Source organism: Yersinia hibernica (assembly GCF_004124235.1).
Classification (GTDB): domain Bacteria; phylum Pseudomonadota; class Gammaproteobacteria; order Enterobacterales; family Enterobacteriaceae; genus Yersinia; species Yersinia hibernica.
Map to the genome: position 1 here is coordinate 2,510,571 of NZ_CP032487.1, position 16,337 is coordinate 2,526,907.

A 16,337-nucleotide genomic window follows, 5' to 3' on the forward strand; every position below is an offset into this window, starting at 1 on the left:
AATGAGTAATACTGACCTGCTGTTGTTACTGCTGGCGATACCTCTGATAGCCTCGCTGCTGGCATTTGCTTGCCGGGCATTGGGCGGAGCGGCACGGATGGCTTCCACTTGGGTGCATTTTATCGGTATCACCTTGCTGCTCATAGTGGCATTGGCCGCCGTAAGCCGCGTCGCGGTTGGTGGCGAAATTCTGGTCGTTCACAACTGGCTGCATATCGATAGCCTCAGCGCGCTGTTCCTGGCTATTTTGGCTATTATCGGCTTTATCACCGGCCTCTACTCTCTTGGCTATATGCGCCATGAAGTCAATAATGGCGAAATAACAGTTAGCACGCTGTGTCACTATTATGGATTTTTCCATCTGTTCTTATTCACCATGCTGCTGGTGGTCACCAGCAATAACCTGATTCTGATGTGGGTCGGGATTGAAGCCACGACCCTGAGTTCCGCCTTTTTGGTGGGGTTATATGGTCAGCGCTCATCCCTGGAAGCTGCCTGGAAGTACATCATTATTTGTACCGTCGGGGTCGCATTCGGGCTGTATGGCACTGTGCTGGTGTATGCCAATGCCGCCAATGTGTTAGCGGATCCGGGCAGTGCCATTTTCTGGACGGTGGTCGCCGAGCATGCCAAAGAGCTGGACCCAAGCCTAATGCATTTGGCATTTGTCTTTATCTTGATTGGCTTTGGCACCAAAACCGGCCTATTCCCGATGCACTCTTGGCTGCCCGATGCCCACAGTGAAGCCCCCAGCCCCACCAGCGCCTTATTATCCGCCGTGCTACTCAACTGCGCGCTGCTGGTCATTATTCGCTATTACATCATTATCAGTGCCGCTATTGGCCCGCATTTCCCACAAATGCTGCTGTTGGTGTTCGGTATGATGTCGGTTGCCGTCGCCGCATTCTTTATTCTGGCGCAGCGCGATATGAAGCGCCTGCTGGCCTACTCCAGTGTGGAAAATATGGGATTAATTGCCGTGGCGCTGGGGATTGGCGGGCCACTGGGCGTCTTGGCCGCGCTGTTCCATACCCTCAATCATAGCTTGGCAAAAACCTTATTGTTCTGTGGCTCCGGGAATGTGCTGCTGAAATATGGCACGCGGGATATGGGGGCGATTAAAGGCATTATCCGCGTGGCACCGCTCACCGCAGTGATGCTGGCCGGTGGCGCACTGGCTCTGGCCGGGATGCCGCCTTTCAATGTGTTTATCAGTGAGTTTATGGTGGTCGCCGCCGGGGTTAAGGCCGGTCATATCACACTGGTGATTGTGCTGCTGTTGCTGTTAACACTGGTGCTGGCAGGGCTGGTGCGCATGATAGCCAGCACGGTGCTGGGTACGCCACCGCCGGCAGTGAGCAAAGGTGAACTGGGGATTTTGACCACCGCGCCGATGGCCATTCTGTTGCTGTTGATGCTGCTTCTCGGGGTACATATCCCCGCCCCGGTCACTCGTTTACTGACTGATGCTGCGCAGATTGTCCTCAATAGTGATGACCCTACGCCAGTTCAACAACACTTTATGCTGCCGTGGCCAGTTATTTCTGCGGCGCAATCCGCCCCACCTCTCGCAGATACGCATGCTGCTGTGCCATTCACCCCGACTCGTCAGGAGATGTAACGTGACCCACGAAACGCCTATTTCAGCTATTTCTAATAAGCCACACGGCGGTGAAAAACGGGGGGCAGGCTATGTCGCCCGCCTGCGCGAACAATTCCCGACAGTGATTCTCGACGAAGAGTGGCAAACCGATGATCAACTGACCATTACCATTAAACTCAATAGTTTGCCGGAGGTAGTTGAGTCTCTTTATTATCAACAAGGCGGCTGGTTGTCGGTGTTATTTGGCAATGATGAGCGCAGTTTGAATGGCTATTTTGCTATTTACTATGTGTTGTCAATGGAGGGGCGCGAGCAATACGGCATTGATACTGGCAGGCACTATGGCGACAAATGCTGGGTGATTGTCAAAGCCCTGATTAGCCCAGAACGGCCGGAGTTCCCATCAGTCACTCCCAGAGTCCCGGCGGCGGTTTGGGGTGAGCGCGAAGTGCGCGACATGTATGGCTTACAACCCATTGGCTTACCTGATGAACGCCGTTTAGTCTTGCCCGATGATTGGCCGGATGACCTTTATCCGCTGCGCAAAGACACCATGGATTACCGCCAGCGCCCGACACCGACCAACAACACTGAAACGTATCAATTTGAAAACCAAGCGGGCAGCAGTAGCCGGGTGGTGCCCATCGGCCCGATGCATATTACTTCCGATGAACCGGGCCACTTTCGGCTGTTTGTTGATGGCGAAGATATTATCGATGCCGATTATCGCCTGTTTTATGTCCACCGCGGCATGGAGAAACTGGCGGAAACCCGCATGGGCTACAATGACGTCACTTTCCTGTCCGACCGCATCTGCGGCATTTGTGGTTTCACCCACAGCGTGGCCTACACCTCTTCCATTGAAAATGCCCTCGGCATTATCGTGCCACCACGGGCGCAGATGATCCGCACTATTTTGCTGGAAGTGGAGCGGCTACATAGCCATCTACTCAATATCGGTTTGTCGTGCCATTTTGTCGGGTTTGATACCGGCTTTATGCAATTTTTCCGCGTGCGCGAAAAAGCCATGACTATTGCCGAGATGCTCACCGGCGCGCGCAAAACATACGGCCTAAATCTGATTGGCGGGGTGCGCCGTGACATTCTGCAAGCCGACCGCATTAAAACCCTGCAATTGGTGGCCGAGATGCGCGCCGATATTAGCGAGTTAGTAGACATGCTGATGAGCACCGCCAATATTGAGCAACGCACCGTGGGGGTTGGCATGTTAGAGCGCAAAATTGCGCGCGATTTCAGCCCGGTAGGCCCGATGATCCGCGCCAGTGGTTATGCCCGCGATATGCGCCACGACCACCTTTATGCCAACTATGCCAATGTCCCTAAAGAGCTATTTAGTCTCGATGGCTGTGATGTGCACTCACGCCTGCTGGTGCGGGTGCGCGAATTTTTCGACTCCCTGGTCATGATTGAATATGGGCTAAACCACATGCCGGGCGGCCCACTGCTGGAGGAGAAAGTTCACTATCAGCCATACAAATTTGCCCTCGGCTTTTCAGAAGCGCCGCGCGGTGAAGATGTGCATTGGAGTATGACCGGCGACAATCAAAAACTGTTCCGCTGGCGCTGCCGGGCTGCCACATACGCCAATTGGCCGGTGCTGCGCTATATGCTGCGCGGCAATACGGTTTCCGACGCGCCATTGATTATCGGCAGCCTCGACCCTTGTTACTCCTGCACTGACCGGGTGACCTTGGTGGACGTGCGCAAGCAAAAATCCGTCACTGTGCCTTACAAAGAGATTGAACGCTATGGTATTGAGCGCACTCATTCGCCGCTCAAATAGAGGGATGAAGAATGTTAAAACTGGTTAAAACCATCCTGAAAGTCGGCGATACCACGGTAAAATATCCGTTTAAGCCGCTCGAGGTCAGCCACGGATTTCGTGGCAAACCCCAATATGATGCCGAGCAGTGCATTGCCTGTGGGGCCTGCACCATGGCCTGCCCGGCCAATGCATTGACCATGGCAACCGACCTCACCAGCGGGACTCGTCAATGGCAATTGTTCCTTGGGCGCTGCATTTTTTGTGGCCGCTGTGAGGAAGTCTGTCCGACCCGCGCCATTGTGTTGTCGCAAGAGTTTGAATTGGCGGTGTTCAATAAAGCTGATTTATATCAACGCGCTAGCTTCACCCTCGCCCATTGCCAACAGTGCCAGAAACCTTTCGCCCCCAAGAAAGAAGTGGATTATGTCATGGCTCTGCTGATTCACTCCGGGATGAGCGCTGAGGATGTCGAGCAACAGCGGCCTCATTTTGAAACTTGCCCTGAGTGTAAGCGCAAACAGAATGTGGTCGGCAATGACAATGTTTCTATGAATAACAGCAGGATACCGAATCACCACCATGAGGGGGGAGGCCATCTATGAGCCAGCCACATTTGTTAAAACCGGGCTGGGGGCACCATGTTAGTCAGCCGGTCACTGTTGACCCTGCCATCGCCCAGTTAAAAAGTAAATTACTGAAAGATATCAAACGCTCAGCTTATGTCTATCGGGTGGACTGTGGCGGTTGCAATGGGTGTGAAATTGAAATTTTCTCATCGATTACCCCGCTGTTTGACACCGAACGGTTTGGCATCAAAGTGGTCGCCTCGCCACGCCATGCCGACATTTTACTGTTCACCGGTGCAGTGACCCGCGCCATGCGCACCCCGGCATTGCGGGCCTATGAATCCGCTCCGGACCCCAAAATTTGTATCTCTTATGGGGCCTGTGGCTGTGGCGGCGGGATCTTCCACGACCTGTATTGTGTCTGGGGCGGTAGCGACACCATTGTGCCCATTGATGTTTATATTCCCGGCTGCCCCCCTACTCCGGCGGCCACGATTTATGGCTTTGCGGTGGCGCTGGGTTTACTGGAGCAAAAACTCACCGCCGAGGATCATCAGGAGGCGGCTGACGAACGTGTCGCGCTGATTCACCCGGATGCCCCTCTGGCGCTGCGGGTATTGCTAGAGCGCGAGGCCCGCCGCATGGCCGGTTATCGTCATGGCCGAGAAATCACTGACAGTTTCTTATCATTGCTGGTTAACCAACCGCTGCAACAGCTAGAACAGCGTTGCCAGAGTTACCTCCACCAGCAAGACGACCCGCGCCTCAGCGAGATATTTGCCAGCTTGCAACAGATAGCCCACAAGCAACTGGCGGGGGGGCATATTGATGGCTGCTAAGGTTATTTTTTATGCCCTGAACCAGAAATTCCTCGACAGTGATGAAGACTTGCCCGAGCAAGCACAGCAAGTCATGTATTACTCACTGGCTATCGGCCACCATGTCGGCGTGATTGATTGTTTGAAAGCGATTATGGAGTGCCCACTGGCGGAATATGAGCAATGGTTCAACCAGCTACCCGAGGGAGCAGCACGGCGCAAAATGGCGGGCTTGCTAAAATTTGGCGAAATCACCATCGACAGCACCCATAGCCAATTACTGGCCCACGCTTTTGCGCCACTGGCTGAGGATCTAAATTCATTGCACCAGCCCTGGAGCCAACAACTGCTGCAAACGCTCTATGATATTGAGCAGGAGCCGGCTATTTACTTAATGGTGAAACGCCGCCAATGAATCCTCTCAAGACAGTGACGAATGTTGTCTTAACCGTCGGCAATAGCATGATGGGGGATGACGGCGCAGGGCCATTACTGGCCGAGCGCATGGCCCAGCACCCCGTAGCTGGCTGGCAAGTTATCGATGGTGGCTCGGCGCCGGAAAATGTGGTGCATCGGGTGCGCGCGCTGCATCCAACCCGGCTGATTATCGTTGATGCCGCCGATATGGAGCTGCCCCCAGGGGAGATTCGCATTATTGACCCGGAGCGGATTGCCGAGATGTTCATCATGAGCACCCATAACTTACCGCTCAATTTTCTTATCGACCAACTGAAAGAAGATATTCCAGACGTTATCTTCGTCGGTATCCAACCCACATTAGTGGCGTTCTACTTCCCGATGACCGACATCGTCAAACATGCGGTTGAGATTTTGCACCAGCGATTATCAGATTGGCAGGGTGACGGCGGTTTTAGTCACCTGTAATGATGTGACGGTGTGGCGTCGTCAAATTTGCCGACGTCACCGCCGCCGACAGTTTTCCTCTTCATTGCTACTTTCATTAAAATCAATAATTTCATTATAAAACAATAATTTTACTCATTTCCTATGTCATTAACTCAACTTGGCATAAACCATGCAATCTTTAAGTGAATAGCGATGTCAGGCCATGGCCTATTTTTGCTCATCCGCGGGCGAATCTGCCAGAACTCTATTGAATATCCAAGAGAGTGCAGCCAACACCGCTGCAACTTGAAAGATGAAGGGTAAGGAGATTAAGCAATGAACCGGTTCATAATTGCAGACCCCAAAAAGTGTATTGGCTGCCGCACCTGTGAGGTGGCCTGCGTGCTGGCACACAATGGGGGGGCGTTGGATACTCTGACAAAGGCCAATTTTGCTCCACGGTTGAAGGTGGTTAAGGGGTTGAATGTCAGCACCACTATTATGTGTCGCCACTGTGAAGATGCGCCTTGTGCCAATGTTTGCCCTAATGGCGCGATTGTGCGTGCAGCGGATAGCATCCAGGTATTGCAGGAAAAATGCATTGGCTGCAAAACCTGTGTTGTTGCCTGCCCTTATGGCGCCATGAATGTGGTGACGAGACAGATCGAAGTCATGTTTAACGGCCTATCGCAAGGTTTTTGCCTAAAAGCTGAAGCACAGAAATGTGATTTATGTGAGGGCCGCGCTGCTGGCCCAGCTTGTATTTCCGTTTGCCCCACTCAGGCCCTGCATTTAATTGGTCGTGACACCATGCAGGCCATGCTCCGCAAGAAACAAATGCGCGCGGCGCTGGATGAAGCCAACGAAATGAACTTCTAAGCCGATGCTGCCAAGTCAGTGATTCGGGTGAACACAAGCTGCTGCGGCTGACACCCCGTAGCTTCAAGAATAAAGGATAATTAACATGCACAAAGCACTCACTGTCTGTCCTTATTGCGGCTCTGGCTGCAAAATCAATTTACTGGTCGAAAATGGCAAAGTCGTTGGTGCTGAAGGCGCTAATGGCGTCACCAATCAGGGCGAGTTGTGTCTGAAAGGCTACTACGGCTGGGATTTTCTCAATGACACCAAGCTGTTAACGCCACGGTTAAAACAACCGATGATCCGGCGGCAAAAAGGCGGCAAACTGGAAGCGGTTTCTTGGGATGAAGCTATCGAATTCGCCAGTAGTAAACTACGCGAAATTAAAGAAAAATATGGCCCAGAAGCCATTATGCACACCGGTTCTTCCCGTGGGCCGGGCAATGAAACCAACTATGTGATGCAAAAGTTTGCCCGCGCAGTCACTGGCAGCAACAATATTGACTGCTGTGCTCGCGTCTGTCACGGCCCATCAGTGGCGGGTTTGCAAGTGACTCTGGGTAATGGTGCGATGAGCAATTCCATCTGCGAGATTGAAGATACCAAGTGCATTTTGGTATTTGGCTATAACGCAGCGGATTCACACCCCATTGTGGCCCGCCGCATTCTCAAAGCCAAAGAGAAAGGCGCGAAAGTGATTGTTTGCGACCCTCGACATATCGAAACCGCACGGATTGCTGATCTGTGGTTACCATTGAAAAATGGCTCCAATATGGCGCTGGTCAATGCCTTCGCCAATGTGCTCATTACCGAAGAATTATATGATAAAGACTATGTTTCACGCTATACCGAAGGTTTTGATGAATATCGTGAAATTGTCGCCAAATACACACCGGAGTATGTCGAGGGCATTACCGGCTTATCCGCACAAACTATCCGTGCAGCGATGCGCATCTATGCCGCAGCCCCTTCTGCCACCATTTTGTGGGGGATGGGGGTCACACAATGGGGGCAAGGCGTTGATGTCGTTAAAGGATTATCCGGATTGGCATTACTGACCGGCAACCTCGGCCGCCCGAATGTCGGTGTCAGCCCAGTGCGTGGGCAAAATAACGTGCAAGGTGCCTGCGATATGGGAGCCTTGCCCAATATGTATCCCGGTTATCAAGCCGTGACTGACCCGGCCACACTTGAGAAGTTTGCTAAAGCCTGGGGAGTTCCTGCTCTGTCCGGTAAAATTGGCTACTCGCTGACCGATGTCCCACATAAAGTGAAAGAAGGCAAAATCAAAGCTAACTACGTGATGGGCGAAGACCCCCTGCAAACAGAGCCAGATTTATCGATGATGCGCGCAGCTTTCAGCGAGCTGGAATTGCTCATTGTGCAAGACATCTTTATGACCAAAACTGCAGCCGAGGCGGATGTCATTTTTCCGGCGACCTCATGGGGCGAGCATGAAGGGGTCTATTCAGCTGCCGACCGGGGCTTCCAGCGTTTTGAAAAAGCGGTTGATCCGCAAGGCGATGTCAAACCGGATTGGGAAATTATCAGTCTGATGGCAACTGCCCTCGGCTACCCAATGAAATACCACAATACCCAAGAAATTTGGGATGAACTGCGCGAGTTATGCCCGCTGTATTACGGCGCAACCTACCAGAAAATGGCCGGTTTAGGTTATGTTCCATGGCCCTGCACCACGGAGGATAGCCCTGGTACACCCTGGTTATATGCCGGTAATAAGTTCGACCGCCCCGGTGGTAAAGGATTGTTATTTGCCAGCGAATGGCGCGCGCCCATGGAACAAGTGGATGAGGAATATCCCCTGGTGTTGTGTACCGTGCGGGAAGTTGGCCACTATTCATGCCGCTCAATGACCGGTAACTGTTCGGCATTACAAACACTCGCCGATGAGCCGGGCTATGTCCAAATCAGCCCGCAAGATGCAGATAAAATGCACTTACAGGACCAGCAATTAGTCTGGGTAGAATCGCGGCGCGGTAAAGTAATTACCCGCGTGTCGGTCAGCGAACGTATCAATGTCGGCGCGGTATATATGACCTATCAATGGTGGATTGGTGCTTGTAATGAATTAACACTTGACCATCTGGACCCTATTTCCAAAACACCGGAATATAAATATTGCGCGGTGAAACTGGAGGCGATTGCGGATCAGAGCTGGGCGGAGAATTATGTTCAGCAAGAGTACAGCCAGTTGAAGGCGCGCCTACGTAGAGAGGCCGAAGTGAGTTAATATCCTGCACCTTGCCATTCTGGGCATGCCCGGAATGGCTTGACTCACGCCGTTACAGTTTTATCGCTTTAGATTATCTCGTCTTCATCTTCAATGCTTTTTACTGATATTCCTAACCGCTGCATGCGGGATAACAGCGTCGTGCGTTTTAGTCCTAACTTAATGGCAGCCCCTTTCGGCCCAGCGACCACACCATTGGTTTCGCGTAATACTCGAATAATTCGTGCACGCTCCGATTCTGAAAACTCCGGCTCTTCACTTTCAGGTAATAAATGTGGGTGAACCGCCCTTTCCGCCACCGGCTTGGCCACATCCAGTGGCGATAAATGATATTCCAGCTCCTGCAACTGTAAATTCAGCGTAGTGCCACGACTGAGTATCACCGCTCGCTCAATCACATTTTCCAGCTCACGAATATTACCCGGCCAGGGTAAACGACTCAGTAAGCGCAATGTCTCGCCCGGAATAGTATCTATGGTACGATTCATGCGTTTGGCTATTTTCTGAGTAAAGAATTTCACCAATAAAGGGATATCTTCCGGACGCTCACGTAACGGTGGGATCACAATCGGAAATACATTAAGCCGGTAATACAGGTCACTACGATATTCCCGATTCACCATCATCAACTTTAAATCACGATTAGTCGCGGCAATCAACCTGACATCAACCGGAATAATTTTGCTGCCCCCCAGCCGCTCTATTTCGCGCTCTTGTAGTACCCGTAGGAGTTTCGGTTGTAGTTCGAGAGGAATATCACCGACCTCGTCGAGAAATAACGTCCCACCATCCGCCATTTCAAATCGGCCAATACGTTGTGATGCTGCTCCGGTATATGCCCCTTTCTCATGGCCAAACAGATCACTTTCCATTAGGCCGGAAGGAATGGCTGCACAGTTCATTTTCACCATACGTTTATTCTTACGGGCACTTAAATTATGAATAGCCCGCGCGATTAATTCTTTACCTGTGCCAGTTTCTCCGAGGATCAATACCGTACAATCACTGGAGGCAACCATTTCAACCTGTTCCAATACCGCTTGAATACCTGCGCTGTGGCCGATAATTTCACCAAACTCTTCATTATGAATAATCTGGTCAGTCAGATAGAGATTTTCATTAACCAACGAATCTTTCAGACGAGTAATTTCATTGTAGGCGAGAGCATTGTCGACTGCGATGGCGATACGAGCAGCTATCTGCCGTAATAGTTTGAGATTACTGTCAGTGAAAATATCACTTTGGCATTGTGCGAGTTTTAATACTCCCAGCATTTTATGCCCGAAGAAAAGTGGCAACAGGCAAACCACCTGTAAGCCGGTATCCAGCATATTTGCCAGTTGCTTATCATCGGGCGCCAACAAAGCAATATCGGCCAGGTTAACCTGCAATAATTTCCGACTGTGTAAAACCTGCCCAGCTAATGTACCAGTCATATCAACCCATGCCTGCTGATGCAGAACGGCTTTACCAGACTGGTAACGGGTAGAAAAAACATTCAGTTTGTTTTTGTCATTGTGATTGCCACATATTGCCAAACTGATGTAATCAATATTGAAAAAACGGTGTATCTCTTTGGAAACCTCCGCGGCCAATACATCTAACTCCAGTTTAGAAATAACAGTATTGGTGACATCCACTAATATCCTAAAGTGATCCCGTTCAAAGCGCAGCCGTTCACGCTCGGAAAACGCCCGATTTATTTCAGTAATATTGTCTACTGCAATGGCCACAATCTCTGCCAATAATCCTAGAAAGGCAACAGCTTGTTCATCAAACTCGCTGCTATCAGTTTTAATAAACTCAACACAACCCGACCAGTGATTATCATGACCAAGCGGAAAATGGCAGCCAGAGTGTAACTCCTGATAAGGAGGCAGGAAACAAACAGCAGAAAACTCCTTTTGCATACGGAGATTATCAGTTTGCAAAAGCACCTGTTGCTGCCATGCCCGCCCGCCAGGCCCCTCGGTAAATAAAATATTTTGCGATCCCACAACTGCGCCAGATACATCATCATGGCTGTAGAGGGTCATTTGGTTATACAGGGGATTAAGCAGTAATAAATTGACGCGCTGAAAGCGGACGACAGAAAAAGAGAGCTTCCTGAGTTCACTAACTAAATCGGTTATATCCCGCAGCAATAATAACTTTTTCGATACTTGGAACAATGTATCTTGCCAGACTTGAGCCAATGTGGGACGGGGTAGTTTTTTTGCGCTATCCATATATACCCAAAGTAATTAAGCCCAAAAAATGGATGATAACTACTTTAAGGTATTGAAATGAACAAATATATATTAACCCGCGATAAGCTTGATCTGGATTAACAAACTATTTTATCCAGTGACTTCCCTGATATCTTATTATTGAAATCACGTCTCATTCACACCAAAAACCAAATAAAACATGATTTTACATAAATTATGCCTAGGCGTTTTATACCTTTCTCTAGCGCCTCGATGTATAGATACATATATAACAATGTGGTTAATACTGATTAAAATTATCACCTTAAATATTTATTCTTGCCCCTACTCAAACAGTAAGACATAGAAAGTCGCCTATTTAATGATATGGAATATGCATGAAACTCTTGTCACTAAAATAAATATTTAAATTTTATCTTACCCTTTCCTTAACATTAAAATAAGCAACAAGGAGTTATCAATGAGCATTGAAAATCCCTTTGATCTGCGACTTCCGGTTGAAATGGCAAAGCTCGCCGAGCAAGTCGGTATATATAAAGCGACTAAAAACCCAGCAACAACCTTTTATTTAGCGATGACAGCAGGGGTATTTATTTCTATTGCTTTCGTCTTCTATATAACCGCAACCGCCGGTGTGGCATATGGCCTGGCAAAATTAGTCGGTGGGCTGTGCTTCTCCCTCGGATTGATTCTGGTCATAATATGCGGTGCAGATTTATTCACATCCACGGTCCTTATTGTGGTAGCAAAAGCAAGTGGAGAAATCAGTTGGAGGCAATTAGTTGCCAACTGGATTAACGTTTATTTTGGGAATTTGATTGGTGCATTATTCTTTGTTGCCCTGATCTGGTTTGCCGGTCAGCACACTGCGGCAAATGGTTTATGGGGCCTGAATGTACTGCAAACAGCCGATCACAAATTGCATCATACTTTCGTAGAAGCGGTGTGCTTGGGGATTTTGGCTAATTTGATGGTGTGTTTGGCCGTCTGGATGAGTTATTCCGGCCATACTTTGACGGATAAAATAGTGGTGATGCTACTCCCCATCGGCATGTTTGTTGCCAGTGGTTTTGAGCACAGTATTGCTAATATGTTTTTGATCCCTTTAGCTATTGTGATTCGTGATTTTGCCTCGCCCGAGTTCTGGCACGCAATTAATGCAGCACCGAGCCAATTTCCCTCGCTGACGATAGCCAATTTTATTATCGATAATTTAATCCCCGTAACCATCGGCAATATTATTGGCGGCGGATTATTAGTAGGGCTGACTTATTGGATTATTTATCTGCGCAATCCGGCCCACTGAATATTTTGCGTCGGATATGATGAGGTCTTCGACAATTTTGACGAATAACATGACGATTAAAAAAGCCAGCCGAGTTTCACTCTGACTGGCTTTATTTTACCACTATGAGCCGATTATTTTTTCTTGGCGTATTTCAGTGAATCCAGTGCTACTGCAAAGATAATGATCGCGCCTTTAATAATGTACTGCCAGTACGGGTTCACACCAATATAAGTTAACCCGTAGTTAATCACGGTAAAGATGATGACACCGGTCACAACACCGATAACCGTACCCACACCACCACTGAATGACACCCCGCCCACCACACAGGCAGCAATTGCATCTAACTCATACATAAAGCCCAAGTTATTAGTTGCACTACCGATACGGCCAGCTTCTAACATCCCACCAAATGCGTAGAATACACCAGACAGGGCATAAATCATGATTAAGTTTAGTGGCACATTCACACCAGAAACTTTTGCAGCTTCTGGATTACCCCCGATGGCAAATATATTCTTACCAAAGCGCGTTTTATTCCACAGTACCCAAACAAAGCCAATAGCAATTAAAGCGTAGAATGTAATATAGGACAGTTTGAAATCACCAAACCGCAAGAATCCTTGGGCAAAAGTTGAGAATGCGGGGTCAAAACCAGCAATCGGTGATGCACCGACGAAGTCGTAATACAGAGAGTTAATCCCGTAAACAATAATCATCGTTCCCAATGTGGTAATAAATGGTGTCACATTAAGATAAGCAATGATAATACCGTTGACCAACCCTATTATTGCACCAATCAAACACACGGTTAAGATAACAACTGGGATGGGCACAGTCTGCAAATCCGGGAAAACTTTATTAACGTTATCCATAGATTGCAGCATTGTTGCCGCTACTACCGCAGCTAACCCCACCTGACGACCGGCTGACAAGTCAGTCCCTTGCGTCACAATCAGGCCCGCCACACCGAGCGCTATAATAATGCGCACCGAAGATTGGGTCAGAATGTTACTTAAGTTCATTAGGCTTAAAAATGTCGGGTCCTTGACAATAATGATTGCCAGTAATACGAATAATACGACATAAATCCCGCCCTCTTTAAGGTAAGTGAGCATGCTTTTCTTATTTAACGCATTCATAATAAGAACCTTCGACTAGATTAGAGATGCAAGGATGCAAGGCGTAATATTTCATTTTGCGTGGTTTGTTTTGTTTCAACAATTCCAGCAACCTGACCATTACTCATTACTAAAATTCTGTCAGTGATCCCTAATAGCTCAGGCATTTCAGAGGAAATAATAATAATTCCTTTGTCTTTCTTCGCTAGTTCAGTCATTAACTGATAGATTTCAAACTTAGCACCGACATCAATCCCCCGAGTCGGCTCATCCAACATTAATATTTCTGGCTGAGTCAGTAGCCACCGGCCAATAATGACTTTCTGCTGATTACCACCTGACAATGAACCAATACTGGTGCGATGTCCGGGTGTTTTTACCCGCATGGCATCGATAACCCATTGGGTATCACTCTTCATGCGCGTATTATCCAGCAGCCCAAGTTTATTCTTATAGTTACGAATATTAGAAATCAGGGAATTAAAACCAACATCAAGATAAGCATAAATCCCGGTAGAGCGGCGCTCTTCAGTGACTAATGCAAAACCGTGATTAATAGCTTCATTGGCGCTATGGTTATTAATGTTCTTACCATGCAACTTGATCGTGCCAGCTACTTTTTCGCGGATACCAAATAACGTTTCAACAATATCAGTACGTTTGGCCCCGACTAATCCGGCAATTCCCAGAATCTCACCTTTATGCAGATCAAAGGACACATCGCGGATTGAGGGTTGGCGCAATGAAGTCAAATTTTTCACTTCTAGAATGACTTCACCTGGCTTGTTGAGGCGATCAGGGAATCGCTGGCTCAAAGATCGCCCGACCATCATGGAGATTATCTGATCCATGGTCAGCCCTTCCAGTGGTTGGGTCGCGATCCACTGACCATCGCGCAAAATAGTAATTTCATCGCACAGCTGGAATATCTCTTCCATCTTATGAGAGATATAAACGATTCCACAGCCCCGCTCTTTCAATTTGCGGATAATCGTAAATAAATGATTAACTTCTTTCTCAGTTAATGAAGAAGTTGGTTCATCCATAATCACGATTTTGGCATTGTAAGAAAAAGCTTTGGCAATTTCGATCATTTGCATTTGGGATACAGATAAAGTGGCAACTTTATCTCGTGGATCAATATCAATATCCAATTCATCGAAAATTGCTTTGGTGTCTTTGTACATTTTATCTTGATCGACAAAGAAACCTTTAGTTGGGTAACGCCCCAACCACATGTTATCCATTACGGTACGTTGTAATACCAGGTTTAATTCCTGATGCACCATAGAGACACCATGCTCTAATGCTTCTTTAGAACTTTTAAATTCTATTTCTTGCCCCTGAAAGATAATACTTCCGGAGTCTTTTTTATAGATACCAAACAGACATTTTAATAGCGTTGACTTACCTGCTCCATTTTCTCCCATCAAGGCATGGATAGAATTTGGCCGCACTTTAAGATTTACGTTATCTAACGCCTTTACACCCGGAAATGATTTATTAATACTACTCATTTCCAGCAACCACTCTCGCGGTTGTGCTGTATTAATATCGGCCATAGTTGTACCTGGCTAAGAATCGCTACTGAACTCTTGGATATATACCGCAACCGCATCCATTGTTCAGCGCATATTCAAAATAAGGATCAATGCAAAAAACCTTCCGCCCTACTGCTGGTCACCCAATAGCGGGGCCAGAAGGTTAATAATGACTTCTTTGCCCACCGCGTTTATGTTGCGGTGGGCACCACCTATTACTCTATGGGCTGTTATTTAGTAAATTCAGCCAGGTTATCTTTATCGACACCTACATATGGGATACGTACGATTTTATTCTCGATTTTCCATTTAGTGCCTTCAGCGGCAGGTTTACCATCCGCCAGGTTTTTCGCCAGATCAAAGGTTGCTTTGGCCTGATTATTCGCGTCATTCAGAACAGTACCGGCCATTTGACCTGATTTCACCAGAGCTAATGCTTCTGGTAAGGCATCAACACCAAAGACTGGAATACTGGTTTTGTTATGTGCTTTCAATGCTTCAACTGCGCCCATTGCCATGGCATCGTTATTCGCGATAACCACTTCAATTTTGTTGGCGTTAGGGCCAGATAACCAAGCATCCATCTTATCTTTAGCCTGCGCGGTATCCCACATTGCGGTATCTAACTGCAATTGTTGTGTCGGGATGCCTTTCTCATTCAGAGTTTTGATAACATAAGTAGTGCGTGCTTCCGCATCTGGGTGGCCAGGTTCGCCTTTCAACAGCACAAACTGGATTTTGCCATCTTTGTTCAGATCCCATGCTGGGTTTGCTTTCCAATGTTTGGCAATCAGTTCACCCTGAATCACGCCAGATTCTTTGGAATCAGTCCCTACATAATAAGCTTTGTCATAGCTATCCAGCGCTTTACGGGAAGGTTCTTTGTTATAAAACACAATCGGAATATCGTTAGCGCGGGCTTTATCAATGACCACTGGCGCTGCTGCTGGGTCAACTAAGTTAATTGCTAACGCTTTTACACCTTTCGCCAGCAGCACGTCAATTTGGTCGTTTTGCTTGGATTGGTCATTTTGCGAGTCATTCATCAGTAAGGTAACGTCAGGAGATGCTTTAGCATCTTTCTCGATAGCTTTACGGACCACGGACATAAAGTTGTCATCATATTTATAAATAGTGACACCAATACGGGTATCAGCTTGAGCCGCCGCACCGAACATCATGCTGGCAACCAGAGTCGCTAATGTGAAAACCTTCTTATTCATTTGTATCTCCGGGTTTATGTAGGGTAGTACAGGGTGATAACACCATCGCCTTAACGTGAGAAAGACCCATCGTTCAAAGCAGCTGACACTGAATATCTATCGTCCTTGAGCGCATTCCACTGTGAAAAACTGCCTGAGTCGTCAAAAACCATGTCATTTACAAACTCGCCGTTTGCGGAACTCGTGTTTGTAAATCGCTATTCTAAAACCCGCTACCGTGTGT

Annotated in this window: 13 protein-coding genes; 9 read left to right on the forward strand and 4 right to left on the reverse strand. The window is 48.0% G+C overall.

Going from position 1 to position 16,337, the window contains the following annotated elements; all coding sequences use genetic code 11:
• The first annotated feature begins 1 nt into the window (after position 1).
• The 8 genes from D5F51_RS11885 to fdhF all read left to right on the forward strand — a co-directional run bounded on the left by D5F51_RS11885 (position 2) and on the right by fdhF (position 8,731).
• Positions 2–1,621 carry a hydrogenase 4 subunit F gene (locus D5F51_RS11885; protein WP_129196954.1) on the forward strand — a complete coding sequence of 540 codons (1,620 nt, stop codon included), beginning with the start codon at positions 2–4 and terminating at the stop codon, positions 1,619–1,621.
• A gap of 1 nt (position 1,622) precedes the next feature.
• Positions 1,623–3,407, forward strand: coding sequence for a hydrogenase large subunit (locus tag D5F51_RS11890; protein ID WP_129196957.1), 1,785 nt, complete (start codon positions 1,623–1,625; stop codon positions 3,405–3,407).
• 11 nt (positions 3,408–3,418) lie between these two features.
• A complete protein-coding gene (hyfH, locus tag D5F51_RS11895; protein WP_025377758.1) occupies positions 3,419–3,991 on the forward strand; it encodes a hydrogenase 4 subunit H in 573 nt (190 codons plus the stop codon).
• Positions 3,988–4,794: an NADH-quinone oxidoreductase subunit B family protein gene (locus tag D5F51_RS11900; RefSeq protein ID WP_129196960.1), complete on the forward strand. Its 807-nt coding sequence runs from the start codon at positions 3,988–3,990 to the stop codon at positions 4,792–4,794. The genes hyfH and D5F51_RS11900 overlap by 4 nt, the downstream gene beginning before the upstream one ends.
• On the forward strand, positions 4,784–5,188 hold the full coding sequence (locus tag D5F51_RS11905) for a formate hydrogenlyase maturation HycH family protein (protein WP_025377756.1): 405 nt from the start codon (positions 4,784–4,786) through the stop codon (positions 5,186–5,188). Before D5F51_RS11900 ends, D5F51_RS11905 begins: the two co-directional genes overlap by 11 nt.
• Positions 5,185–5,658, forward strand: coding sequence for a hydrogenase maturation peptidase HycI (gene hycI / locus D5F51_RS11910; RefSeq protein ID WP_129196962.1), 474 nt, complete (start codon positions 5,185–5,187; stop codon positions 5,656–5,658). The genes D5F51_RS11905 and hycI overlap by 4 nt, the downstream gene beginning before the upstream one ends.
• 297 nt (positions 5,659–5,955) lie before the next feature.
• The gene (locus tag D5F51_RS11915; protein WP_025377754.1) at positions 5,956–6,498 is read left to right on the forward strand and encodes a 4Fe-4S dicluster domain-containing protein; all 543 of its coding nucleotides are present in this window, start codon (positions 5,956–5,958) and stop codon (positions 6,496–6,498) included.
• An 85-nt stretch (positions 6,499–6,583) separates the two neighbouring features.
• On the forward strand, positions 6,584–8,731 hold the full coding sequence (gene fdhF / locus D5F51_RS11920) for a formate dehydrogenase subunit alpha (RefSeq protein WP_129196965.1): 2,148 nt from the start codon (positions 6,584–6,586) through the stop codon (positions 8,729–8,731).
• A gap of 68 nt (positions 8,732–8,799) precedes the next feature.
• Here the strand turns inward: fdhF and flhA are convergent, their stop codons facing one another.
• Positions 8,800–10,959, reverse strand: a complete 2,160-nt coding sequence (flhA, locus tag D5F51_RS11925) for a formate hydrogenlyase transcriptional activator FlhA (protein ID WP_129196968.1) — start codon at positions 10,957–10,959, stop codon at positions 8,800–8,802.
• 442 nt (positions 10,960–11,401) lie between these two features.
• Between flhA and focA the strand changes: the two genes are divergently transcribed.
• A complete protein-coding gene (gene focA / locus D5F51_RS11930; RefSeq protein WP_129196972.1) occupies positions 11,402–12,247 on the forward strand; it encodes a formate transporter FocA in 846 nt (281 codons plus the stop codon).
• Positions 12,248–12,360: 113 nt separating this feature from the next.
• Here focA and mglC read toward each other — a convergent pair whose 3' ends face one another.
• From mglC to mglB, 3 genes are all read right to left on the reverse strand, one after another.
• The gene (gene mglC / locus D5F51_RS11935; RefSeq protein WP_025377751.1) at positions 12,361–13,371 is read right to left on the reverse strand and encodes a galactose/methyl galactoside ABC transporter permease MglC; all 1,011 of its coding nucleotides are present in this window, start codon (positions 13,369–13,371) and stop codon (positions 12,361–12,363) included.
• 20 nt (positions 13,372–13,391) lie between these two features.
• The gene (gene mglA / locus D5F51_RS11940; protein WP_129196975.1) at positions 13,392–14,912 is read right to left on the reverse strand and encodes a galactose/methyl galactoside ABC transporter ATP-binding protein MglA; all 1,521 of its coding nucleotides are present in this window, start codon (positions 14,910–14,912) and stop codon (positions 13,392–13,394) included.
• 209 nt (positions 14,913–15,121) lie between these two features.
• On the reverse strand, positions 15,122–16,114 hold the full coding sequence (mglB, locus tag D5F51_RS11945) for a galactose/glucose ABC transporter substrate-binding protein MglB (protein WP_025377750.1): 993 nt from the start codon (positions 16,112–16,114) through the stop codon (positions 15,122–15,124).
• Positions 16,115–16,337: the final 223 nt, after the last annotated feature.

Coding starts and splice junctions, on each gene's coding strand:
- D5F51_RS11885 (WP_129196954.1), top strand. CDS start 2: ATGAGTAATACTGACCTGCTGTTGTTACTGCTGGCGATACCTCTGATA.
- hyfH (WP_025377758.1), top strand. CDS start 3,419: ATGTTAAAACTGGTTAAAACCATCCTGAAAGTCGGCGATACCACGGTA.
- D5F51_RS11900 (WP_129196960.1), top strand. CDS start 3,988: ATGAGCCAGCCACATTTGTTAAAACCGGGCTGGGGGCACCATGTTAGT.
- D5F51_RS11905 (WP_025377756.1), top strand. CDS start 4,784: ATGGCTGCTAAGGTTATTTTTTATGCCCTGAACCAGAAATTCCTCGAC.
- hycI (WP_129196962.1), top strand. CDS start 5,185: ATGAATCCTCTCAAGACAGTGACGAATGTTGTCTTAACCGTCGGCAAT.
- D5F51_RS11915 (WP_025377754.1), top strand. CDS start 5,956: ATGAACCGGTTCATAATTGCAGACCCCAAAAAGTGTATTGGCTGCCGC.
- fdhF (WP_129196965.1), top strand. CDS start 6,584: ATGCACAAAGCACTCACTGTCTGTCCTTATTGCGGCTCTGGCTGCAAA.
- flhA (WP_129196968.1), bottom strand. CDS start 10,959: ATGGATAGCGCAAAAAAACTACCCCGTCCCACATTGGCTCAAGTCTGG.
- focA (WP_129196972.1), top strand. CDS start 11,402: ATGAGCATTGAAAATCCCTTTGATCTGCGACTTCCGGTTGAAATGGCA.
- mglC (WP_025377751.1), bottom strand. CDS start 13,371: ATGAATGCGTTAAATAAGAAAAGCATGCTCACTTACCTTAAAGAGGGC.
- mglA (WP_129196975.1), bottom strand. CDS start 14,912: ATGGCCGATATTAATACAGCACAACCGCGAGAGTGGTTGCTGGAAATG.
- mglB (WP_025377750.1), bottom strand. CDS start 16,114: ATGAATAAGAAGGTTTTCACATTAGCGACTCTGGTTGCCAGCATGATG.